Here is a 22,112-nt window from a genome sequence, read left to right as displayed (position 1 = left end):
CGAGACAATGGTAAGGGGAAATAAGATGGCAAAGCTGGCATTTCTGGGCCTTGGTGTGATGGGATATCCGATGGCCGGGCATCTAAAAGCAGCCGGGCATGAGGTTTGTGTTTACAACCGCACGGCGGCCAAGGCGCAAAAATGGGCCGAAGAGCATGGCGGTTCGATGGCCGAAACACCGCGCGAGGCGGCAGCGGGTGCGGAGTTTGTCATGGCATGTGTCGGCAACGACGATGATTTGCGATCTGTTTGTCTGGATGACGACGGCGCTTTTGCGGGCATGGATAAAGGCGCGACCTTTGTGGACCACACCACCGTGTCATCAAAGGTGACCGCCGAGCTTTATGAGGCCGCCGGGGCGTTGGGCATGGCCTTTGTTGATGCGCCGGTCTCCGGTGGTCAGGCCGGGGCGGAAAACGGAGCTTTGTCGATCATGTGCGGTGGCGATGCAGCCAGCTACAACGCGGCTGAGCCGATCATGAACACCTATGCCAAGCTGTGCCGCCGCATCGGCAGCAGTGGTGCGGGACAGATGACCAAAATGTGCAACCAGATTGCCATTGCAGGTCTGGTTCAGGGGTTGAGCGAAGCCCTGCATTTTGCGGAAAAGTCCGGATTGGACGGCCGTGCGGTGGTCGAAGTGATCAGCCAGGGCGCGGCAGGCAGTTGGCAGATGTCGAACCGCTACGAGACGATGCTGGACGATGTGTGGGAGCATGGGTTTGCGGTGGACTGGATGCGCAAGGATCTGGGCATTTGCCTGTCGACGGCGGACGAAAATGGCGCATCATTGCCGGTAACCGCACTGGTCGATCAGTTCTATAAAGATGTCCAGAAAATGGGCGGGGGCCGGTGGGATACGTCCAGCCTCTTCAAGCGTCTGCGGTCCATGGACTGACCCGAAACACGTGTCTCGCCGCCTTGTTCCGGGGCGGCTGGCATCGGCCAGATCGTATGCCGATCAGGGGTTTGGCCCGATTTTTTGAAAGATTTTGGCGGAGAGACAGGGATTCGAACCCTGGGTAGGCTTGCACCCACAACGGTTTTCGAGACCGCCCCGTTCGACCACTCCGGCACCTCTCCGCGGGGGTCACGGAGGGGCGTGTAATTGGCTTTCCGCACCTAGACAAGGGCTTTTGCATTGTTTGCTGGCAAATTCTCCCTAGGTTGGAGGGGTAGAAAGCCAAGCGCAAAGGTTTGATCCGACATGTCCTATTTGATGCCCCGCCACAGCCGGTTACGTCTGTTTTCGATGATAGCGGTTGTTTTGACCCTGATTGTCATCAGCGCAAACACGGTGCGCGCCGCGGACAGGGACCGGCTTGAGGCGTTTTTGCAGATCACCGGCTTTGATGTCGCACTGGATAGCATGGCGCTTTCGGCAGAGGACGCACCGGCCATGCTGGGGTTCGACGCCAGCGATTTTGGCAATGACTGGAGCCGTCTGTCCAAGGAGGTGTTTGACACCGACCAGATGCGCGAGACCGCGTTGGAAATCCTGTCGGCCACACTCAGCGATGATTTGTTGACCCATGCGGCAGCGTTTTACGCGTCTCCCCTGGGGCAGCGGTTGGTGGAGGTCGAGAATGTCGGGCATTTCGATGAGAATGAAGAGGCCCGCACCAGTATCGGTGGCGCGGTTGTTGCCGAAGGCGGCGATCGGGTTGTGTTCCTCAACCGCATGAATGATGCGATTGATGGCGCAGGAACGGCCGTGAAGGGCATCCACGAATTGCAGATCCGGTTCCTGCTGGCGGCGTCCTATGCGGGCGTGATCGATGACAATATCGACGAACAGGTGTTGCGGGCGTTTCTCAAGGAATCTGAAGCGGAGTTGAAGCAGGCTTTGCGCGAGATCCGGGCTGGTGTCGGCGGCCTATGTCTACCGGGATATCAACAACGAAGACCTCGAGGCCTATGCCGAAGCGCTTGAGCATCCTGATATGAAACAGGTCTATGTGCTGATGAACGCGGTGCAGTACGAGATCATGGCCACCCGGTTCGAGATGTTGGCGGCGCGCATGGCTGATCTTACGCCAGCGCAGGAGCTGTGATCATGGGGTTCATTCGTGCCGTTTGCCTGAGTGTGTCGCTTGCGGTGAGCGCCAGTGGATCGCTGGCGGAGGGCCGCACCGACATGAGTGCGCTGATCGATGCGTTGGGCTTTGAAGAGACCATCGATATCATGCATCTGGAAGGGCTGCGATACGGCGCGGATGTTGCCGACGGCCTGCTGCCCGAAGCGGATATGGCCAGTTGGGGCGACACGGTGGCCAGGATTTATGACACCGACAAGATGTTGACGCTGATCTCCCGGGATTTTGAGACTGAACTGGAGGGCGTCGAAATTGCGCCGATCATGGCCTATTTCACCAGTGAGGCGGGTCAGGAAGTGGTGCGGCTGGAACTGGAGGCGCGGCGCGCGTTTCTGGACCCGGAGATCGAGGCCGCCGCGACGGAGCGGTTCGCAGCGCTGCAGGCCGAGGAAGCCGCGTTGATCCGGCAGGTTGATCAATTGATTTCCGAGAGTGATCTGGTTGAATTCAACGTAATGGGCACGTTGAATGCCAGCCTGATGTTTTATCGCGGCCTGACCGATGGCGGGGCGTATGACCTCAGTGAAGAAGATATTCTGAGGGATGTCTGGTCACAGGAAGAAGAAACACGAAACGCGTCCGAGGAATGGCTGGGGGCGTTTTTGACCCTCGCGTATCAACCGCTGGAAGGCGACGTTCTGGATGAGTATGCCGCGTTTTATCGCACCGACGAAGGGCAGGCGCTGAACCGGGCGATCTTTGCGGCTTTTGACAAGATGTATATTGAATTGTCCTATCTAATGGGGCGCGCCGTGGCCGAGCATTTGAACAGCGAGCCGCTCTGAGCCCGGGGGCGATGTTTCGCCGTTGAATAACAGGCTTTTGAGGGCTTGACTTGGGCCCGATTTGCCCCGATAAGCGCGCATCGCGGCAGGGGTGGTCCTTGCCAGTGATATGTAATGACGCCCGAACGGGCGCGCTGTTCAAGGTGGCTTTTGGCTGTTAACGCCCCAAAGCAGGGGGACCGGCGGACGCGGAAAACGAAGGAAAAGCAAATGTTTGCGGTCCTCAAGACCGGTGGCAAGCAATACAAGGTGTCCTCAGGTGACATGCTTCGTGTTGAGAAACTTGCAGCGGATGCCGGTGAAAAAGTTCAATTCAACGAGATTTTGATGCTGGGCGGCGACAAGCCGGTTGTCGGCGCGCCTTTGGTAGATGGCGCAGCCGTTCAGGCCGAAGTGGTTGATCAGATCAAAGGTGACAAGGTCATCAATTTCGTCAAGCGTCGTCGTAAGCACGGCAGCCAGCGCACCAAAGGGCACCGTCAGCAACTGACAGTCCTGCGCGTGACAGACATCCTTGAAAAGGGTGGCGACAAGTCCGGCGTGAAAGCCGCCATGGGTGCGGGTTCCGTCGCAGCTGTTGCAGTGGCCGCCGCCGCCAAGCCCGCCAAGAAAGCTGAAGCCAAGGCCGAGCCCAAGAAAGCTGCGCCGAAAAAGGCAGAGGCCAAAGCCGAGCCCAAGAAGGCAGCGCCAAAGAAAGAAGCCCCCAAGAAGGCCGCCAAGGCCGACAAGGGTGCAGATGATCTGAAAGAGCTGAGCGGTGTTGGCCCGGCGCTTGAGAAGAAACTGCACGCAGCGGGCGTCACAACCTTTGCCCAGGTCGCGGCATGGACGGATGCGGATGTTGCTGCTATGGACGAGAAACTGTCGTTCAAAGGCCGGATCGAGCGCGAAGGCTGGATCGCACAGGCCAAGAAACTGGCTAAAGGCTAAGGAGAGACGAGATGGCACATAAGAAAGCAGGCGGTTCATCCCGTAACGGCCGCGACTCAGCCGGTCGCCGCCTTGGTGTAAAGAAATACGGTGGCGAAGCTGTCATCCCCGGGAACATCATCGCGCGTCAGCGCGGCAACAAGTTCTGGCCGGGTGAAGGCGTGGGCCAAGGCAAGGATCACACGATCTTTGCAACCGTCGAAGGCGCCGTAAAATTCCACAAGGGCCTCAAGGGCCGTACCTTTATTTCGGTCCTGCCGGTGGCGGAGGCCGCCGAATAAGCCGACCTGAAAGGTTTTGAGAAAATCAGGGGATCGGCGATACCGCCGGTCCCTTTTTTTATTTCCACGGAGGCACGTCATGAGTGTCGCGATCCTCGGTCTGTTGGTGTTTGGTGCCTCGCAGATTGGCACACCTGGCCCGGCCAATATGGCATTGCTCGCCACCGGTGCGCGGTTTGGGTTTCGCGCGGCACTGCCTTTTGTTGCGGGGGTGGTGATCAGTAAACAATTGGTCATCTGGCCGGTTGGGTTTGGTCTGATGGAGCTGGCCAATCAGGCACCGGGCATCTTTGAGGCCCTGAAATGGGCATCTGCGGCCTATATTTTCTGGCTGGCGTGGAAAGTGGCCAACATGCGCCTTGATACCGGTCGCGTTGTTGAAAAAGCCCCGGGATTTGCAGCCGGATTGCTGGTGCATCCGCTCAATCCCAAGGCATGGGCGATGATCGTCGCGGGATTTACCAATTTCGTGAGCCCGGGCACACCGGCCTTGCAGGCGACGCTTGCCGTGGCCATCTCATTTTTAGCCCTGCAAACGATTTTGCACCCGATCTGGTCTTATGGAGGAGACCGGCTTGCGCGCACGGTCGCCGGGAAACCGGCGGAGAAGTATTTGATGTGGGCACTGGCGGCTCTAACGGTCGCGTCGGTGCTTTTTGTTCTGTTCGGAGGAGAGAGCAAGTGAAACTGGATAGTATTGTTAATCAAGCTGTTATCGAAACCGAGCGCTTTGATTTGCGCCCGTTGCGCCCGTCGGATGCAGGGTTGATCGAAATGAACGCGAGTGATCCACGTGTGGCCATGTCGACCAGTACGATCCCGCACCCGCTGCCACCTGGCACTACCGATGCCTTGATTGCGCGGGCGCGCGAGAGTGACCGGATCGAGGATGTCTGGGCGATTGATGGCAGCAAGAGTGGTCAGACCGAGGTCATGGGTCTGATCAGTTTGCTTCGGGTCGATATCTCTCAATCCGAGGTCGGGTATTGGGTGGCACCCGCCTATTGGAACACTGGCGTTGCGTCGGGGGCCGTATCGGCGTTGCTTGCGGGCAACCCACAGAACTGCACGACGTTTTTCGCCAGCGTATTTCAGGACAACGCCAGCTCGGCACGCGTGTTGACGAATTGCGGGTTTGATTATCTGGGCGACGCCGAAAGCTTCTCCGTGGCACGCAACGCCAAAGTGCCCACGTGGACCTATAGCCTGAAGGTAAGTTGACCCATGGTCGTGGCAGACATCTTGCGCACCAAACGGTTGCGCCTGCGTTCGGCAGGCCCCGAAGATGTGCCTGCCATGCATGAAATCGCATCCGATTTTGAGGTTGTTTGCACCACGGGCACATGGCCCTGGCCCGCGGATCGCGCGTTCACGTCGAAACGCTGTGCGCCAATAGCCCCTGATGCGGGGCTTGGTGGGTCGATCCTGCGGGACGACACTTTGGTGGGCATGGCAACGATCTTCGGCGAGGGCGAGTTGGGCTATATGATCGGTCGCGCGCATTGGGGGCAGGGTTATGCGACCGAGATTTGCACCGCCCTGATCGAGGCGGCATTTGCCACGGGCCGGTGGCTGCAGCTGCGCGCCTGTGTCTTCGATGACAACCCCGGCTCTTGCCGCGTGTTGGAAAAACTGGGCTTCACCGAAGGGCCGCGTTGTGTCAGCCCTTGTGCGTCGCGCGCCGCGCATCTGCCAACCCGTAATTTCACGCTGGATGCCCCACGGGCTTGAGCACACCTGCATTTCCCTCTATCGCAGGGGCCAATGCCACAAAGGACCGTTTCATGAAGTTTCTTGATCTCGCAAAGGTCTATATCCGGTCCGGTGCGGGCGGCGGGGGATGCGTCAGTTTCCGCCGGGAGAAGTATATTGAATATGGCGGGCCCGATGGCGGAGATGGTGGCACCGGTGGCTCGGTCTGGATCGAGGTTGTTGACGGGCTGAACACGTTGATTGACTTCCGCTATCAGCAGCATTTCTTCGCCAAGAATGGCCAGCCCGGCATGGGCAAACAGCGCACCGGTAAAGACGGCGATGACATCGTCCTGCGTGCGCCCGTGGGCACCGAAGTGCTGGACGAAGATCAGGAAACCGTGATTGCCGATCTTACCGAAGTTGGTCAGCGCGTCGAACTTGCGCGCGGCGGCAACGGTGGCTTTGGCAACCTGCATTTCAAATCCTCAACCAACCAGGCGCCGCGGCGTGCAAATCCGGGGCAGGAGGGTGTGGAACGCACCATCTGGCTGCGTCTGAAACTGATTGCCGATGTTGGATTGCTGGGGCTGCCCAATGCGGGCAAATCCACCTTTCTGGCGGCAACGTCAAATGCCCGGCCCAAAATCGCGGATTACCCCTTTACCACGCTGCATCCCAACCTGGGCGTTGTCGGCGTTGATAACGTTGAATTTGTCGTGGCCGATATTCCGGGCCTGATTGACGGTGCTTCGGAAGGGCGGGGCTTGGGTGATCTCTTTCTGGGACATGTTGAGCGGTGTTCTGTCCTGTTGCATTTGATTGATGGCACGTCCGAAGATGTGGCGGCGGATCACGCGACAATCCTGCATGAAATCGAGGCATATGGTGACGTCTTGGCGACCAAGCCAAGGATCACGGTTCTGAACAAGATTGATGCGCTAAGTGACGAAGAACGCAGTGAAAAACAGGCTGCACTGGAAGTTGCAACCGGTGGCCCTGTCATGGCTATGTCTGGCGTGGCGCGGGAAGGTGTGACGGAGGTTTTGCGGGCGTTGCGTGGGCAGATTGATCAGACAAAACTGCGCTTCAAAGCCGAGGATGCGGAGCCTGAGCCGTGGCAACCCTGAGTACCGCAAAACGGCTGGTTATCAAGATCGGTTCGGCCCTGCTGGTGGACCGCGATACCGGGGATTTGCGATCCGACTGGTTGGGGGCGTTGGCCGAAGATGTGGCGCGCCTGAAGGCGCGGGGCACGGATGTGCTCTTGGTCTCGTCAGGGTCCATCGCCATGGGGCGCAACGCGCTTGGTCTTCCGGCCGGCGAGCTGACTTTGGAACAATCGCAAGCCGCGGCGGCTGTGGGTCAAATCAAACTTGCCGGGGCTTATGATCGGGCGCTGGCGGGCCATAGTCTTAAGGCCGCGCAGGTATTGGTCACGCTGGAGGATAGCAGTGATCGGCGCCGCTATCTCAATTCGCGCGCCACGCTGGAGCAGCTCTTGAACCTCGGCGTCGTGCCCATCGTGAACGAAAATGATACGGTGGCCACGGATGAAATCCGGTACGGAGATAATGACCGGTTGGCGGCGCAGGTGGCGGTGACGGCTGGCGCGGACCAGTTGATCCTGCTCAGCGATGTGGATGGGTTCTATTCGGCCAATCCGGCACAGGATGACACGGCGCAACGTTTCGACGTGATTGATCATATTACGCCCGACATCGAGGCGATGGCGGGCGATGCCGGGTCGGGCCTCAGCAAAGGTGGGATGAAAACCAAGGTCATGGCCGCGAAAACTGCAACGGCGGCGGGCTGCGACATGGTGATCACCGAAGGGTCCGGGTTGAACCCGGTCACGGCGTTGGAAAACGGGGCCGCCTGCACGTGGTTTTTGGCCCAGGGTGATCCGCAAGCGAAACGCACAGCGTGGATTGCGGCCATGAAACCCAAGGGCAGCGTGACCGTGGACGAAGGTGCCGCGGCGGCCTTGCGCAAGGGCAGCAGCCTTCTGGCAGCAGGTGTAACGGATGTGACCGGGCGCTTCATGCGCGGGGATGCGGTTGAGGTTAAGGGCCCTGATGGGCGTAATCTTGGCCAGGGTCTGACGCGCTATGACGCCGGAGATGCGCGTAAAATCAAAGGATTACGCAGTAAGGACATAGAGCCCATGCTTGGCTACCCGGGCCGGGGTCCGCTGATGCACCGCGATGATATGGCGTTTTGAAGCGCCGTGATGTTACACTCTGAACAGTATTTCCAAGGAATTGAATCATGAAAGACCTTGAGACAATCGAAGCCTTGATGGCCGATATCGGGACCCGCGCCAAATCGGCCTCCGCCGCTTTGGCCGTGGCTGACGCCGCCAGCAAACGCGCGGCTCTCAACGCCGCTGCAGACGCTGTATGGGAGCGCCGTGTAGAGATCATCGATGCCAATGCGTTGGACCTCGCCTATGGGCGCGATAAAGGTCTGACTAATGCGATGATGGATCGTCTGGCGCTGGATGAGCCGCGCATTCAGGGCATTGTTGACGGGTTGCGCGCCGTGGCGGCGCAGTACGATCCGGTTGGCGAGGTGCTCGAAGAGTGGGATATGGAGACGGGTCTTAATATCCGCCGTGTTCGCACCCCATTGGGGGTGATCGGCGTGATTTATGAAAGTCGCCCCAACGTGACGGCGGATGCCGGGGCGCTGTGCCTGAAATCCGGCAACGCGGTCATTTTGCGGGGGGATCCGAGAGTTTTCATTCTTCCACTGCGATCCATGCCTGTCTGGTGCAAGGCTTGGAACATGCGGGCCTGCCTGCGGATGCGGTTCAACTGGTGCCGACCCGCGACAGGGCGGCCGTGCAGGCCATGCTGACCATGACGGACACCATCGACGTGATCGTCCCGCGTGGCGGCAAGGGTCTTGTCGGCCTTGTACAGCGCGAAGCCCGTGTGCCTGTCTTTGCGCATCTGGAAGGCATTGTTCACATCTATCTGGACGCCGCCGCGGATGTTGAAAAGGCCTTGAAAATCGTGATGAACGCCAAAACACGGCGGACGGGCATCTGCGGTGCCGCTGAATGCCTGCTGATCCATGAAGATGTTGTGGATGGCCTTGGGCGCGCTGTTTTGCGGTCGCTCATTGATGCGGGCGTCGAAGTGCGCGGTGATGAGAAAATATCGGAAATAGAGGGTGTTACACTTGCAAGCTCATCCGATTGGGGACGTGAATTCCTTGATATGATCATTGCGGCGCGGGTGGTGTCCTCCGTGGACGAGGCGATTGATCACATCCGTGCCCATGGCTCAAACCACACGGATTGCATTGTGACCGAAGATGACACCGCCGCAGACGAGTTTTTTGCCCAATTGGACAGTGCGATTTTGATGCGCAATGCCTCGACCCAGTTTGCCGATGGTGGCGAATTTGGCATGGGTGCGGAGATTGGCATTGCAACCGGCAAGATGCACGCACGCGGCCCGGTGGGGGCGGCACAATTGACCAGTTTCAAGTATTTGGTGGTGGGCGACGGCGCTGTCCGCAGCTAACCCGCGGTTGCCAAAACAGCACTAAAACCGAAGACATACATCACTGTCTGATGCGGTCACCGTACATGTGCGGCCCATGGTTTTGACCTGATCGCTCAGGAGCAGATATTGCACGTCTGCTGGGGCCAGGTCAGGAAGCGGCGCGTCCCCGACAAGACCGGCCCACAGGGCGGAACGGTCTTTGATCCGGTCGGATGTGCCGCGAACGCTCCATTGCCCGTCTGTGTGTTCGATCGACAGCGATCCGCCGAAGGGCAGGGATTGTTCGACGCAAAGCACGGCCAAAAGTGCCGCCTGCGCCGTTTGCCGCGGGATATTCTCCTGCGGATGCCATGTCGCCGTGATCTTGCCGTCTGAATAATGGTTGGCAAGGATCGTGCGGATTTCCTCGCTGCCTGTGGTTTGATCTTCGGATGCGGCACCAAAGGCCAGCCGGAAAAGTCGAATGCGCGCGGTGGCATCTGCGGCCGAGTTATTGACCAGCGACAGTTCAGGGCTATCGCCAACGCCGGACATGGCAAGTAATTCCAGCCCGTTGGTAACAGCCCCGACAGGGCTGATGAGGTCGTGGCAGATGCGGGAGCCTATCAAAGCGGCGACATTAACAGTATGATCAGACAAGTGAATTTCTCCAAAGGCAGGCACATGGAAAATTTGAACGCGTTACTTGAACCGGGAATGCTGGTGCAACATCCAGACCAGCCCGATTGGGGCACCGGGCAGGTGCAATCGAACATCGCGGGCAAGGTCACAGTGAACTTTCCAAATTCGGGAAAAGTTGTGATTGATGGTCGCCACGTTGTCCTCCTGCCAATCCTTGATCCCCCAAGAGAGTTACCAGAAGGTTAACACACGTATAAGGCGATTACCAATCCCGTAAAAGACGATTGATTGCCTTTGCCGGCGGGCTTTCCTAAAACCCCGATCAACCCATGAAGTTCAGGAAGCACATGCGCCGCCCGGATCCCGATTTTCGCGTAAAGCTGGCCGCCACGGAGGCGGAGATCCGCGCCGCGCAGCGGTTGCGATATCAGGTGTTTGTTGAAGAGCTAGGCGGAGATGGTCCGATGGTGGATCATGCGGCGCGCCTGGAGCAGGACCGGTACGATCCGTTTTTCGATCATCTTCTGCTGCTGGACGATGGACGGGGCGGCGACGTTGTGGGCGTTTATCGCCTTTTGCGCGATGATCAGGCGCGCGCGGCCGGGCAGTTTTATTCCGAGGATGAATACGACCTTGAGCCGTTGCGACAACAGGACCGGCGGTTGATGGAACTGGGGCGTTCGTGTCTGGCGCCGGATTATCGTGGTGGGACGGCAATGTTCCACCTCTGGAATGCGCTGGCGCAATATGTGGCAGAGCACGGCATTGAAATCCTCTTTGGGGTGGCCAGTTTTCACGGCACCGATCCGGAACCTTTGGCGCAGCCCTTATCGCTTTTGCATCACCGTCATCTTGCACCCGAACCGCTACGTGTGCGTGCACGCGAGGTGAGCTATCAGCGGCTTGACCTCTTGGATCGCGACGCTTTGGATCGTCGGGCCGCGATGTTGCAGGTGCCCGCTCTGATCAAGGCATATCTGCGCTTGGGCGGGTACGTGGGCGAGGGGGCCTTTGTGGATCATGCGTTCAACACAACCGATGTGTGCCTGATCATGGATACGGCGCAACTCAACGACAAGCAAAAGAGCATCTACACCAAGGGTCTGGAGACGTGAGCCCGCCCTGGGATCCAACCATCGAAGCGGATTTGCCTGCCATCACCCCGATGGGATGGGTGCGGGCGGTGCTGCGCGGGCTGGTTTTGGTGTGTTTCATCGTCATGGGCACCGTAGCCATGCTCGTGCTGCGGCTGGTTGAACGGCCGCTCTTTGGACCCCGTCGCCCGGTCACGCCCTATATCACGCAAGGCGTCAGCCGGGTGTTCTTCTTGGTTCTGGGCATGGGACACAGGATCAAGGGCACGCAGATGACAGTGCCCGGTGCGGTGGTGTCGAACCACGCATCGTGGCTGGATATCTTTGTGTTGAATGCCCGGAAACGGGTCTATTTCGTTTCGAAATCCGAAGTGGCCCGGTGGCCGGTGATCGGGTTTCTGGCGCGCATGACGGGAACGGTGTTCATTGCGCGTGACCCGCGACAGGCCAAGGCACAGACGAAACTGTTCGAAGAACGTCTGCTATCTGGTCATCGGTTGTTGTTTTTCCCGGAAGGCACATCGACTGATGGCCTGCGGGTGCTGCGGTTTAAATCCACCTTGTTTCAGGCATTTTTTGCACCGGCGCTGCATGATCACATGCATATCCAACCGGTCACCACAGTTTATCACGCGCCCGACGGACAGGCGGATACGTTTTACGGGTGGTGGGGTGACATGGAATTTGCGCCGCATTTATTGCATCTGCTGGCCGCGGCCAAACACGGTGCGGTCGAAGTGATCTATCATCCGCCCGTCCGGGTGGCCGATTTTGCAGACCGCAAAGCCTTGGCGGCCCATTTGGAAAAAACCGTTCGGGCAGGGATGCCGCCGGACCGGCGCGATACATAAACGACGCAGGTGTTATTCGTTCACGCTCAACGGTGCGGCCTTGTCGCCTTTTTCGATCCATTTGCTGAGGGTGGTATGCAAAAGCTCCGGATCGCGGGTTTCAATTGCCTGTCGCAGGGATTGCAGCGCATTCGCCATTTCGATCTCTGACAGGTGATCCTCTTGCGCGCGCAGAATACGGCTATGCGGCGTTGTCAGCATATCTGATCCGATCAACAGCTCTTCGTGCAGTTTTTCGCCGGGTCGCAGACCAGTAATCTGGATTTCAATGTCACCATCCGGATTGGTCTCATCCCGCACGGTCAGGCCGGCGCCTTCGATCATTTTGTGTGCGACGTCGCGGATCGGGACAGGTTTGCCCATATCAAGCACAAAGAGATCACCGCCCCGCGCGAATGTTCCAGCCAGAAGAACCAGTTGCACGGCCTCGGGGATGGTCATGAAATAGCGGGTGATGTCGTTATGGGTCAGCGTAATGGGCCCGCCTCGAGCGATCTGTTCCTGAAAGAGCGGGATGACCGAGCCGCTGGATCCCAGAACATTGCCAAACCGGACCATTGCGAAACGCGTTGTGGTCGAGCGCGTGGCCAGATCCTGGATGAGAAGTTCGGCAAATCGCTTGGACGCGCCCATGATACTGGTGGGACGCACGGCCTTGTCTGTCGAGACAAGAATGAAGCGTTCTACGCCTGCGTCCCGCGCGGCATCCGCCACGACCTTGGTGCCCAACACATTGTTGCGCATGCCTTCCAGGGCGTTGAATTCGACCAGAGGCACGTGTTTATACGCCGCCGCATGCAGCACCGTGTCGACCTTGTATTTCGCCATCACGCCGGTCACGAGATCCTGTTCACAGACCGAGCCCAGAACCGGCTGGATATCCACATCCCCGCCCATATGGCGCAATTCGCGGTCGATCTCGAACAGCATCAGTTCGGAATGGTCCATCAACACTAGACGCTCGGGGTTGCAGGCCATCAGCTGGCGGCAGATTTCTGAACCGATGGACCCGCCCGCACCGGTCACCAGAATGGAGCGGGCGCGGTAGGTTTCTGACACGCCCGGGAGTTCGGTTTCCACCCGGTCGCGACCCAAAATGTCGTTCAGATCAACCGGTTTCGTATGGTGTGGGTGGGTTTCCGGCTTGGCAATCATATTGGCAAAGGAGGGCAGCGCATGCACTTCGCAGCCGATATCTGCCAGCGTGCGGATGATACGGTCCTGAACCGTCGCGCCGGCACTGGGCATGGCCAGCACGATCCGATCAATGCGGTGGGATGCGACAAGGCCAGCAATTTCTACGGAGGGATGCACGCGTAAATCCCTGATGGTCTGGCCATGCAAAAGTGGATTGTCATCGACAAAGACCACGGGTGTGACCATGTCATCGGCCTCAAGCGCCAGCGCCAGTTGCTGACCGGTCTGGCCCGCGCCGTAGATCATCAGGCGGGTGCCCGCGCGATTTTTCGCATAAAGCCATGTCACCCACCGCCGCAGGGCCAGACGACTGGCCACGCTCAGGATCAAAAAGACCATGCCGAAGACGATGAACACATGCAGCGGCGTGGCGATATCGGCCAAGAGGGCCGACGCCACTGCGCCTGCGATGGCCATCGCCAGCGCGACACCTGCGGATTTGATGACGCCGTGCATCTGATAGGCGCCGAGGCGGGTTTGGTGTAGCCCCAGCAGGGCAGTCAGGGTGGCACCCACGCCCAGAACAACGGTCAGATCCGTGCCCGCGGCATCCGGCAGGGTCATCCAGCGTTCTGTGCCCGACAAGAGCAGAGACGCCAACAGGTAGGAGATCGCGATCAGCGCGACATCCATTGCAAAGATGATCCTGTTTTTGCGTGTTCGGCCAAGCGATTGTGCAAGGTCAAAAAACATACCCGAAACCCCCAATATGCCCAGGTCGGCATAACGTTGCTATCATACGCCTGCGCGCTTGGGAGGAACAAGTAACGTTTGAGCCATCACGATGAAATGAAGGACTGTGTGCGATCACGCACAGAGGGGCGCGACATTCACCCCAAAGCGGTCAGTTGGTCGATTAATTTTTGGGCAGTGTCGCATGGGGTAAATTCCGGCACCAGGGCAGTCAGACGGTCAGTATTCAGGGTTACGGTCTGCACAGCGGTCGAAGGCGCCGCCTGCCAGAGAATGTCCTTGCCCGCGGCGTTGGCCAGTGATTGCATCTCAATAGGCGTTCTGGCCGCGATGTTCAGCACCAAAGGCAGGTGTTTTGCGGGTAAATGCACGAGGTGGATCAGGATATCGGCCAAATCCTGGGCGCCGATATAGCTGCGGACCGGGCCACGGGCGTCTGGAAATCGATCCAGTGTAACCGGACCGTCGTTGCGCAGTGCCGGCGCCAGACTATCCGCGCCAACGACATTGGCGAGCCTGAGGAAGATGTGTCGGATTTGGTTGTCGTCAAATTCTGCAATGCGCTGCTCCATCGCCAGTTTGGCCGCGCCATAGGCGCTGAGCGGGTTGGTCGGGGAGGTTTCGGACGCGTTTTCCGCAGGTCCATACACCGCCGCACTGGAGAGATGTATGACCTGGGATGCGCCGGTTGCGACGGCGATGGCACGGCTCTCTTCAGCCAGCGATGTGTTTTGTGCAAGCTCCTGATCGGTCCCGTTCGTGCGTCCCCACAGGGCAATGATCGTGTTGACTTGTGGAAGTACGCTGCGTGCTTCACCCGGCGCCCATTGCAGGGTGTCGGCCAAGGATGCGTTGCGCGATTGATAGATGAGCTCTGTTCGGTCAGGTGGCGTTTCTGACCAGATTTGGCGCAGCATGGTGCCCAATCTGCCGCCGGATCCAAGGATCAGGACAACGTGTTTGCGATGCGGGTTGGACACAGAATGGCACTCCGGTTGGGGCGCACCAGATGGCGCACCGCGAAACTGTGATGCCGGGCAGGGGGTGTCAAGGGGCCGCGATGTGGGGCCCGACGGCCTCGTGTCAGATATTGGCAAAGAGGTTGGTGTCCGCCATGTCGCGCGCATTGTCCCGGTCTTCGGGGCGTTTCATGAAGGATGGCAATTCTAGTGTCGGGCGCGGACTGGCCTGTGGTTTGGGGGTTTCAAGCGCGGGCGGCGAAACACGCCGGGGCTGCACCGTTTCCCCATAGAGCGGCACGCGCCGAATGCGGTTGATGCGGCGGCGACGCATCAGGTTGGCACGGCGCAAATCCTGACGGCTCATGTTGGAATAGGTCAGGATGATGGCACAGACCAAAGTCACGTCCCGCCAGAAGGCGGAAACATCCTCGACCGCGACCAAAAAGAAGTTTTGTACCATGCTGGAGCCGAACACGAACAGCGCCAGGATCAGGGCGGTCGGGCGCAGGAAGCTTCCGGTCATAAGCGCGAGGCTTGAGATGAAGAGCAGTGTTGAGCCAATTACATCCGCTGCGATCAACGGCATAAACGGCGAAAACAATGCCTTGGGGTCAACGCCCGAGACCAATCCAAGTGACACGGCCATGAAGTAAGAGCCGATCACGATGCGGATCAAGTTGAGGCCTGAATTGTTCAGCCAGCGGGTATCTTTTCTGTGCACGAGACTATTCCTGACGATGTGGAAGATGGGGAAACAACATCACTGGTCAGCGCCCGGCACGTCTTCTGGGCGGGATCAGAATGCCCCGTGAATCGGGCAGGAATTTGCCCCTAGCGTGAAAATTCGTGGTTAATCACACGTCAAAAGAGAGTTGGTGCACCGTGAAAGCGCCGTCCGGATCGCGCCAGGATTACTCCCCGGCGTCTGATCCGGCTGGGGCCTCTGTCGTGGTATCCGTGGCGTCTTCCTCGTCTTCATTCTGCTCGGCAATCCATGCCACGCTTACGACTTCTTCGCCTTTGCCGGTGTCAAAAACCTTGACGCCGCCCGCGCTGCGCGACCGGAAGGAGATGCCATTGACCGGCACACGGATCGACTGACCCTTGGAGGTGGCCAACATGATCTGATCATCCATCGCCACCGGGAAAGAGGCAATCAGTGGGCCGCCCCGCATGGCCTTGTCCATCGCGGTCACCCCCATACCGCCGCGCCCACGCACGGGGTAATCATGGGAGGAGCTGAGCTTGCCCGCGCCACCCGATGTGATGGTCAGGATCAGGTTTTCCGCGGCCTGCATTTCCTCGAACCGCTCCGGGCTGATGGCGGCATCTGCGTTGCCTTCCTCATCATTCGCGGCGTCTTCGTCGGTCGCCCCGGCCAATTGGCGGCGCATTTTGAGGTAAGCCGCGCGCTCATCCGGTGTCGCCACGAAATGGCCAATGACTGACATGGAAACAACCTGATCGTCTCCGGTCAGTTTGACGCCGCGCACCCCGACAGAGGCGCGTGAATTGAAGACGCGGACCTCGGTGGTGGGGAAGCGGATGGCCCGGCCCGATTTGGTGACCAGCATCACGTCATCCTCATCCGAGCAGATGCGCGCATTGATCAGCTTCGTCTCGGCGTGATCATCCTCGAATTTCATCGCGATCTTGCCGTTGGATTTCACATTGGTGAAATCGCTCAGGCGGTTGCGTCGAACGGTGCCTGCAGAGGTGGCGAAGACGATCTGCAGATCGGCCCACTGATCTTCGGGAACATCGACCGGCATGATTGCCGCGATGCTCACCCCGACCGGGATCGGCAGGATATTTACAATGGCTTTGCCCTTGGCGGTCCGTCCACCAAGCGGCAGGCGCCAGGTTTTGAGCTTGTAGACCATGCCATCCGTGGTGAAGAACAGAAGTTGCGTATGCGTGTTGGCCACAAAGAGGGTGGTGACCACGTCCTCCTCCTTTGTCTGCATGCCGCTCAGGCCCTTGCCGCCGCGTTTTTGCGCCCGGAAATCGGCCAGTGCCGTGCGTTTGATATAGCCGCCGGAGGTGACCGTCACGACCATATCTTCCCGCTCGATCAGATCTTCGTCTTCCATGTCGCCAGACCAGTCAACAATCTCTGTCCGGCGCGGCACAGCGAATTGCTCGCGGACTTCGCGAAGTTCATCAGCGATGATACCCATGATCCGCTCGCGGGAGGCCAGAATGGCAAGGTATTCCTTGATCTTACCGGCAAGCTCCTGCAGCTCATCGGTCACCTCTTTGACACCAATTTGCGTCAGACGTTGCAGACGCAGTTCCAGAATGGCACGGGCCTGCGTTTCACTGAGGTTATAGGTGCCGTCGTCATTGGCCTTATGCGTCGGGTCATCGATCAGCGCGATGTATTCCAGAATGTCACCGGCGGGCCAGCGGCGCGTCATCAGTTTTTCGCGCGCCTCGGCGGCATCGGCGGAGGCGCGGATCGTGGCAACAATTTCGTCCACATTGCTGACGGCCACCGCCAAACCACAGAGCACGTGACTGCGTTCACGCGCCTTGCGCAGTTCATAGGCCGTACGCCGGGCCACAACCTCCTCGCGGAAGGCAATGAAGGAGGTCAGGAAGGCGCGCAGGGTCAGTTGCTCGGGGCGGCCGCCGTTCAAGGCCAGCATGTTGCAGCCGAAATAAGTCTGCATCGGGGTGAAGCGGAACAGCTGATTAAGCACGACCTCGGCCGTGGCATCGCGCTTGAGTTCCACTACGACGCGCACGCCGTTGCGATCGGATTCGTCCTGCACGTGGCTGACGCCCTCGATCTTCTTCTCACGGACCTGTTCGGCGATCTTTTCGATCATCGCGGCCTTGTTCACCTGATAGGGGATCTCGTCGATGACAATGGCATAGCGGTCTTTTCGGATCTCTTCGACACGGGTTTTGGAGCGGATGATCACGCTGCCACGCCCCTCGATATAGGCTTTGCGCGCGCCGGAGCGGCCCAGCATGATGCCGCCTGTGGGGAAATCAGGCCCGGGGACATACTCAATCAGCTGTTCGCTGGTCAGGTCCGGGTCTTCGATCAGCGCCAGCGTGGCATCGACAACCTCTCCCAGGTTATGGGGCGGGATGTTTGTGGCCATACCCACGGCGATGCCGCCCGCGCCATTAACCAGCATGTTTGGAAAGCGGGCGGGCAGGACAGTGGGTTCTTGATCCTTGCCGTCGTAATTGTCCTGAAAATCAACCGTGTCTTTTTCGATATCGGCCAGCAGGGAGGCGGCGGGCTTGTCCATCCGTACTTCGGTGTAGCGCATGGCCGCGGGGTTATCGCCGTCCATTGAGCCGAAGTTCCCCTGACCGTCGAGTAGGGGCAGGGACATAGAGAAATCCTGCGCCATCCGTACAAGCGCGTCGTAGATCGCACTGTCGCCATGAGGGTGGTATTTACCCATGACATCGCCCACCGGACGGGCCGATTTGCGATAAGGTTTGTCGTGGCCGTTATTCGTTTCGTGCATCGCGTAGAGGATGCGCCGATGCACCGGTTTCAACCCGTCGCGCAGGTCAGGGATCGCCCGGCTGACGATGACCGACATGGCGTAATCCAGGTATGAAGTCTTCATCTCGTCCGTGATCGAGATTTTCGGACCATCATATTCGGGACGTTCGGGTTTGTTTTCTTCTGAATCTTCAGGGGGTTGCGGCGTGTCGTTCACGTTGATGCCTGTCCTGTTCGTTATTCTATATTTAGTTGCCGAATCTATATCAGAGGCAGGATATAGGGTGCAATGGTTGTTGCAGCTATGCCTTGGCACTCACCACCGTGCGATGCCAACACATTGTTTTCATTGAAAAGTAATTTTAATGCCGCATGATGGGGCTGTCAGACGCATAATAAGGAGCAGTTTAATGGAAATGTCTGAAACCGAGATGATGCTAAAAGGGTACGGGCTGACCACGGCAGAATTCTTTTACAGGATGCCGGACTACACCCATGTGCTGAACAGTTTTGTCTGGCAGGAGTATGACACTGCCCCCGACCATCCCCGGCTGTTCGAATTCATCGAGTTCTGGCAGCGCGAAATTGACGGGCCACTTCATTCCGTGGCGTTCAGCCACCGCAAAATGATCAGCCCGGGCGAGTGGCGCAACGTGACGGGTGAGTTCACCCTGCATTGAGGCGGTGATACTCTGTTGATCAATTGTATCCATTGAACGCACCAAGAGTGCTGCGCGCCAAACTGTTCAATGGCGGCTCTGAGCCCAAAGCGGACACTCATCCGCCGTCAGCGCGCTGCTCCGCAGCGAAGGACCGCCTCGAGCCTGTACCGCTAACTGCAAATTTGGTCTCACTCTGGCGGAGGAGCCAGTGGTTCTGTCGATGTCGGTCCCATCGCAGTCACAAATGCGACGACTGGTCCGTCTTTTGCCCAAGCATAGTGGGCGTCCTTTGGACCCTCTGTAAAGAATGTACCTGGACCCATCGGGATCAGACTATCCGAATTCCATTCATCGCCGAACGCGAAATACAACGTGCCTGAAATGACAACGCTGTGACGCCAGACGTCGGCATGAGTATGCACAGATGTTTTCACCCCTTTTGGGACTTTCATAATGAGGGAATAGACCCCGGGCTCCGACGGGTTGCCAGAGAGGACTGCAACTTCGACACCGGCATCATTCAAGGTCTTCCAGGAGGCGCTCTCCATATCAATAATGACCGGTTCATGATGATTTTCACCAGCGAACGCGGGTATCTGATGCATTGTAGCAGATGCTAGGGCCGCGCACGTTATCAGGAAGCGAAACATCGTAGTTAATCCTTTGAGAGAAAAGCTACTACATGGGGGAAGAAAAATGCCCACAAGTCAATGGATAAATAACCATTGGCCACCTCCAAAATTGCAGCCTGAGCTTGGTTTCCCAGCAAAGGTCGTTTTGCCAGAAAAACCCTTTCGACTAGAAATCCGCGCACATGCCTTTTCAGGTTCACTCTCGAGTAACCAAACCAAACAAGGTCCGCTTGGTCCGCAAAGCAGACATCTTCGCGTGTGCGTCTGCTTTACGAACCGAGCTGTGTCAGGGAATGATCCGCGTGTATTTCACGCCTTCCAGCGATGCCCCGGCCATCAGACCGGCCTCGCCAAAAATAACGGCAATGACGGGCGCCAGCGAGGTGGTTGTTTCTGCCCGCAGGTTTTCACCTTCATCCCACAGAACGTAATCCGCGTCTGCGCCAGCGGCCCAGCCATTGGAGCGACGGAAACCAGTCAATGCGTCTTCGGTCATGAAGAACAGAACGTGCGAGAATTGCTTACCACCGATCTGCAATCCAAAGCTGCCCTTGGTGGCCGAGTAATAGTCAACAGTGGCTTCGTTGATCCGAAGCGCGCCGCGCCCAAAGCCGCCGCCAATGCCAAATCCGGCCTCGGTGATCAGCGGCATGACCAGTAGACCCGTGGCTTTGCCAGCCAGATCGCGGGTGTTGGGATAATTCGTGTAGAGATTATTCAGCGTTGCGTCGACACGGGCGTCGATCTTGGCGCCCCCGGTACTGCCAACGCCGTTGCCGCAAGCGGCGGTGACGGATGCGCCAGCAAGGGCGCCGAGCGTAAAGCTGCGTCTGGTAAATGTGCTCATGGTTTTGCCTGTCTGTTTGCCTGACTTAAGTGCCGGCGTTTTTACATCGCCAGTCTGCCACACAGTATAGGGGCCTCAGGGCCCGCTGTCACTAAGGATTGTGGATCAAAGCAGGTTCATGCCGCAGAATTGAGCGCCCGTGCCACCGCGGGGGCAAAATACGTCAGAACCCCGTCGCATCCGGCCCGTTTGAAGGCCATCAGGCTTTCCATCATCGCGCGATCGCCGTCGATCCAGCCGTTTTGCGCGGCGGCCATGATCATCGCGTATTCCCCCGAGACCTGGTAGGCATAGGTGGGCGCGCCAAAATTGTCTTTGACCCGTCGGCAGATGTCCAGATAGGGCATGCCCGGTTTGACCATCACCATATCTGCGCCTTCACTCAGGTCGCGCTCGATCAGGCGCAGAGCTTCATCCGAGTTGGCCGGGTTCATCTGATAGGTCTGTTTGTCGCCCTTGAGGGCGCCGGATGCGCCGACAGCATCGCGGAAGGGGCCATAAAAGGCGCTGGCATATTTTGCCGCATAGCTGAGCAGGAGCGTGTTGTGATGGCCACCGGATTCCAGTGCGTTCCGAATGGCGCCGATGCGACCATCCATCATGTCCGACGGGCCGATGATATCAACACCCGCTTCGGCCTGGCTCAACGCCTGTTTGACCAGCGCCTCGACCGTGGCGTCATTCACGATCTCATCGTCCACCAGGTATCCGTCATGGCCGCTATCGGAATAAGGGTCGAGCGCCACGTCGGTCATAACGGCAATATCCGGCACGGCCTGTTTTATCGCCTGGGTGGCGCGGTTGCTCAGATTGTCGGGGTTCCATGCTTCGGCGCAATCCTTGGTCCGCTTGGCGTCCGAGGAAAACGGAAAAAGACAAATCGCCGGGATGCCTAGATCGACAGCCTCGCGTGCCGCTTCGACCACCTTATCCACGCTGCGTCGCACGACACCGGGCATCGAGGGTACGGGTTCTTCAACACCTTCGCCATCGCGCACAAAGACGGGCCAGATCAGATCGGCAGCGCTGAGTGTATTTTCGGCAACCAGGGCCCGGATCGCAGCCGATTGGCGGGTGCGGCGCAGGCGTGTGATGGGAAACGGGGCTTGGGTCGGACGCATGGTTAGGCTTTCTCATGTTGCAGTTTTCTGAGTGACATGGAATTTCCCACATCTCAAGGGTAGGAATTGCCGGGCGGCGGCGGTAAGAGGGGCGAACGAGTGAGATCAGAGGCGCGGTAGTGGACTGGTACGAGACTGTTTTTGAGCTGATTGACATGCGCAGTTTCAGCAACCTGTGGTTCTGGATTGCGCTTGCCGTGTTGTGGTCGTCGACAAGCCATTGGGTGATTGGGGTGCCGTGGGACATGGCGCAACGGGCCCGCAAGGATAAAGACGGTGAAGGCGCACGTGACTTCGAGGAGCTGGTGCGGATTTACACCAACCGGATCCTTTACATTGCGGACACGTCCGGCACGTTGCTGGCTGGCTTTGTGTTCTTCATTCTGACCGTTCTGGCGTTGATGGGTTTCGTCTACGGTCAGGAATTTGCACAGGCGGTCTTTCTGCTGGCGCTGCCGGTCAGTGTGATCGCGCTGATGTCCGTCTCCAGCGCGCGTTACATCAAGGCCAATGATCTGCGGGGAGAGGAGCTCTACAAGCGGCTCTATCGCCACCGGATGACGACGCAGTTTATCGGTATCTTTTCGATCTTTATCACCGCCATGTGGGGCATGTTGCAAAACCTGTCTGTGGGTGCGCTTGGCGGCTGATACGC

At 58.4% G+C, this 22,112-nt stretch carries 23 protein-coding genes, 1 tRNA gene and 1 pseudogene; 16 read left to right on the top strand and 9 right to left on the bottom strand.

Going from position 1 to position 22,112, the window contains the following annotated elements; all coding sequences use genetic code 11:
• Positions 1-25: 25 nt before the first annotated feature.
• On the top strand, positions 26-898 hold the full coding sequence (locus ACZ1HJ_RS15075) for an NAD(P)-dependent oxidoreductase (protein ID WP_472719472.1): 873 nt from the start codon (positions 26-28) through the stop codon (positions 896-898).
• 95 nt (positions 899-993) lie between these two features.
• Here ACZ1HJ_RS15075 and ACZ1HJ_RS15070 read toward each other — a convergent pair.
• A tRNA-Ser gene (locus ACZ1HJ_RS15070) sits at positions 994-1,083 on the bottom strand.
• A 124-nt stretch (positions 1,084-1,207) separates the two neighbouring features.
• Here ACZ1HJ_RS15070 and ACZ1HJ_RS15065 point away from each other — a divergent pair.
• The 10 genes and pseudogenes from ACZ1HJ_RS15065 (at position 1,208) to ACZ1HJ_RS15020 (ending at position 9,320) form a co-directional block, all read left to right on the top strand.
• Entirely contained in the window at positions 1,208-1,933 is a 726-nt protein-coding gene (locus ACZ1HJ_RS15065; RefSeq protein ID WP_472719471.1) for a DUF2059 domain-containing protein, read from the top strand.
• Between the two features lie 123 nt (positions 1,934-2,056).
• Positions 2,057-2,881 (top strand): DUF2059 domain-containing protein, encoded by an 825-nt coding sequence (locus ACZ1HJ_RS15060; RefSeq protein ID WP_472719470.1) that lies wholly within the window; start codon positions 2,057-2,059, stop codon positions 2,879-2,881.
• A 210-nt stretch (positions 2,882-3,091) separates the two neighbouring features.
• Positions 3,092-3,811, top strand: a complete 720-nt coding sequence (locus ACZ1HJ_RS15055) for a 50S ribosomal protein L21 (protein WP_472719469.1) — start codon at positions 3,092-3,094, stop codon at positions 3,809-3,811.
• Between the two features lie 11 nt (positions 3,812-3,822).
• On the top strand, positions 3,823-4,092 hold the full coding sequence (gene rpmA, locus ACZ1HJ_RS15050; protein ID WP_306114429.1) for a 50S ribosomal protein L27: 270 nt from the start codon (positions 3,823-3,825) through the stop codon (positions 4,090-4,092).
• A 79-nt stretch (positions 4,093-4,171) separates the two neighbouring features.
• The gene (locus ACZ1HJ_RS15045) at positions 4,172-4,777 is read left to right on the top strand and encodes a LysE family translocator (protein WP_472719468.1); all 606 of its coding nucleotides are present in this window, start codon (positions 4,172-4,174) and stop codon (positions 4,775-4,777) included.
• The gene (locus tag ACZ1HJ_RS15040; RefSeq protein WP_472719467.1) at positions 4,774-5,313 is read left to right on the top strand and encodes a GNAT family N-acetyltransferase; all 540 of its coding nucleotides are present in this window, start codon (positions 4,774-4,776) and stop codon (positions 5,311-5,313) included. Before ACZ1HJ_RS15045 ends, ACZ1HJ_RS15040 begins: the two co-directional genes overlap by 4 nt.
• 3 nt (positions 5,314-5,316) lie before the next feature.
• Positions 5,317-5,823: a GNAT family N-acetyltransferase gene (locus ACZ1HJ_RS15035; RefSeq protein ID WP_472719466.1), complete on the top strand. Its 507-nt coding sequence runs from the start codon at positions 5,317-5,319 to the stop codon at positions 5,821-5,823.
• Between the two features lie 53 nt (positions 5,824-5,876).
• The gene (gene obgE, locus ACZ1HJ_RS15030; RefSeq protein ID WP_472719465.1) at positions 5,877-6,914 is read left to right on the top strand and encodes a GTPase ObgE; all 1,038 of its coding nucleotides are present in this window, start codon (positions 5,877-5,879) and stop codon (positions 6,912-6,914) included.
• On the top strand, positions 6,902-8,008 hold the full coding sequence (gene proB / locus ACZ1HJ_RS15025; protein ID WP_472719464.1) for a glutamate 5-kinase: 1,107 nt from the start codon (positions 6,902-6,904) through the stop codon (positions 8,006-8,008). The genes obgE and proB overlap by 13 nt, the downstream gene beginning before the upstream one ends.
• A gap of 47 nt (positions 8,009-8,055) precedes the next feature.
• Positions 8,056-9,320: pseudogene (locus ACZ1HJ_RS15020) on the top strand (glutamate-5-semialdehyde dehydrogenase).
• Positions 9,321-9,341: 21 nt separating this feature from the next.
• Here ACZ1HJ_RS15020 and ACZ1HJ_RS15015 read toward each other — a convergent pair.
• On the bottom strand, positions 9,342-9,941 hold the full coding sequence (locus tag ACZ1HJ_RS15015; protein ID WP_472719463.1) for a histidine phosphotransferase family protein: 600 nt from the start codon (positions 9,939-9,941) through the stop codon (positions 9,342-9,344).
• Positions 9,942-9,965: 24 nt separating this feature from the next.
• Between ACZ1HJ_RS15015 and ACZ1HJ_RS15010 the strand changes: the two genes are divergently transcribed.
• The 3 genes from ACZ1HJ_RS15010 to olsA all read left to right on the top strand — a co-directional run bounded on the left by ACZ1HJ_RS15010 (position 9,966) and on the right by olsA (position 11,868).
• Positions 9,966-10,169, top strand: coding sequence for a DUF3553 domain-containing protein (locus ACZ1HJ_RS15010; RefSeq protein WP_472719462.1), 204 nt, complete (start codon positions 9,966-9,968; stop codon positions 10,167-10,169).
• Positions 10,170-10,270: 101 nt separating this feature from the next.
• Complete coding sequence (olsB, locus tag ACZ1HJ_RS15005; protein WP_472722219.1) at positions 10,271-11,038, top strand: L-ornithine N(alpha)-acyltransferase; 768 nt, start codon at positions 10,271-10,273, stop codon at positions 11,036-11,038.
• Positions 11,035-11,868 (top strand): lyso-ornithine lipid O-acyltransferase, encoded by an 834-nt coding sequence (gene olsA, locus ACZ1HJ_RS15000; RefSeq protein WP_472719461.1) that lies wholly within the window; start codon positions 11,035-11,037, stop codon positions 11,866-11,868. The genes olsB and olsA overlap by 4 nt, the downstream gene beginning before the upstream one ends.
• 12 nt (positions 11,869-11,880) lie before the next feature.
• On the opposite strand, the gene ACZ1HJ_RS14995 is transcribed toward olsA, so the two are convergent.
• From ACZ1HJ_RS14995 to gyrA, 4 genes are all read right to left on the bottom strand, one after another.
• A complete protein-coding gene (locus ACZ1HJ_RS14995) occupies positions 11,881-13,758 on the bottom strand; it encodes a polysaccharide biosynthesis protein (protein ID WP_472719460.1) in 1,878 nt (625 codons plus the stop codon).
• A gap of 137 nt (positions 13,759-13,895) precedes the next feature.
• Entirely contained in the window at positions 13,896-14,738 is an 843-nt protein-coding gene (locus tag ACZ1HJ_RS14990; RefSeq protein ID WP_472719459.1) for an NAD-dependent epimerase/dehydratase family protein, read from the bottom strand.
• 103 nt (positions 14,739-14,841) lie between these two features.
• Entirely contained in the window at positions 14,842-15,441 is a 600-nt protein-coding gene (locus ACZ1HJ_RS14985) for a hypothetical protein (protein ID WP_472719458.1), read from the bottom strand.
• Between the two features lie 190 nt (positions 15,442-15,631).
• Positions 15,632-18,412, bottom strand: a complete 2,781-nt coding sequence (gyrA, locus tag ACZ1HJ_RS14980; protein WP_472719457.1) for a DNA gyrase subunit A — start codon at positions 18,410-18,412, stop codon at positions 15,632-15,634.
• Between the two features lie 193 nt (positions 18,413-18,605).
• Between gyrA and ACZ1HJ_RS14975 the strand changes: the two genes are divergently transcribed.
• Positions 18,606-18,875, top strand: a complete 270-nt coding sequence (locus tag ACZ1HJ_RS14975) for an usg protein (protein WP_472719456.1) — start codon at positions 18,606-18,608, stop codon at positions 18,873-18,875.
• A gap of 170 nt (positions 18,876-19,045) precedes the next feature.
• On the opposite strand, the gene ACZ1HJ_RS14970 is transcribed toward ACZ1HJ_RS14975, so the two are convergent.
• The 3 genes from ACZ1HJ_RS14970 to hemB all read right to left on the bottom strand — a co-directional run bounded on the left by ACZ1HJ_RS14970 (position 19,046) and on the right by hemB (position 21,457).
• Positions 19,046-19,462 (bottom strand): cupin domain-containing protein, encoded by a 417-nt coding sequence (locus ACZ1HJ_RS14970; RefSeq protein WP_472719455.1) that lies wholly within the window; start codon positions 19,460-19,462, stop codon positions 19,046-19,048.
• A 313-nt stretch (positions 19,463-19,775) separates the two neighbouring features.
• A complete protein-coding gene (locus ACZ1HJ_RS14965) occupies positions 19,776-20,336 on the bottom strand; it encodes a lipid-binding SYLF domain-containing protein (protein ID WP_472719454.1) in 561 nt (186 codons plus the stop codon).
• Positions 20,337-20,452: 116 nt separating this feature from the next.
• Positions 20,453-21,457 (bottom strand): porphobilinogen synthase, encoded by a 1,005-nt coding sequence (hemB, locus tag ACZ1HJ_RS14960; protein WP_472719453.1) that lies wholly within the window; start codon positions 21,455-21,457, stop codon positions 20,453-20,455.
• Between the two features lie 119 nt (positions 21,458-21,576).
• Between hemB and ACZ1HJ_RS14955 the strand changes: the two genes are divergently transcribed.
• Positions 21,577-22,107, top strand: a complete 531-nt coding sequence (locus tag ACZ1HJ_RS14955; RefSeq protein ID WP_472719452.1) for a component of SufBCD complex — start codon at positions 21,577-21,579, stop codon at positions 22,105-22,107.
• The last annotated feature ends 5 nt before the right edge of the window (positions 22,108-22,112 follow it).

This window comes from Roseovarius sp. JB2-10, from assembly GCF_055693585.1.
Note: the sequence above shows the minus strand (reverse complement) of the source record. Positions and strands in the feature narration are given on the sequence as shown.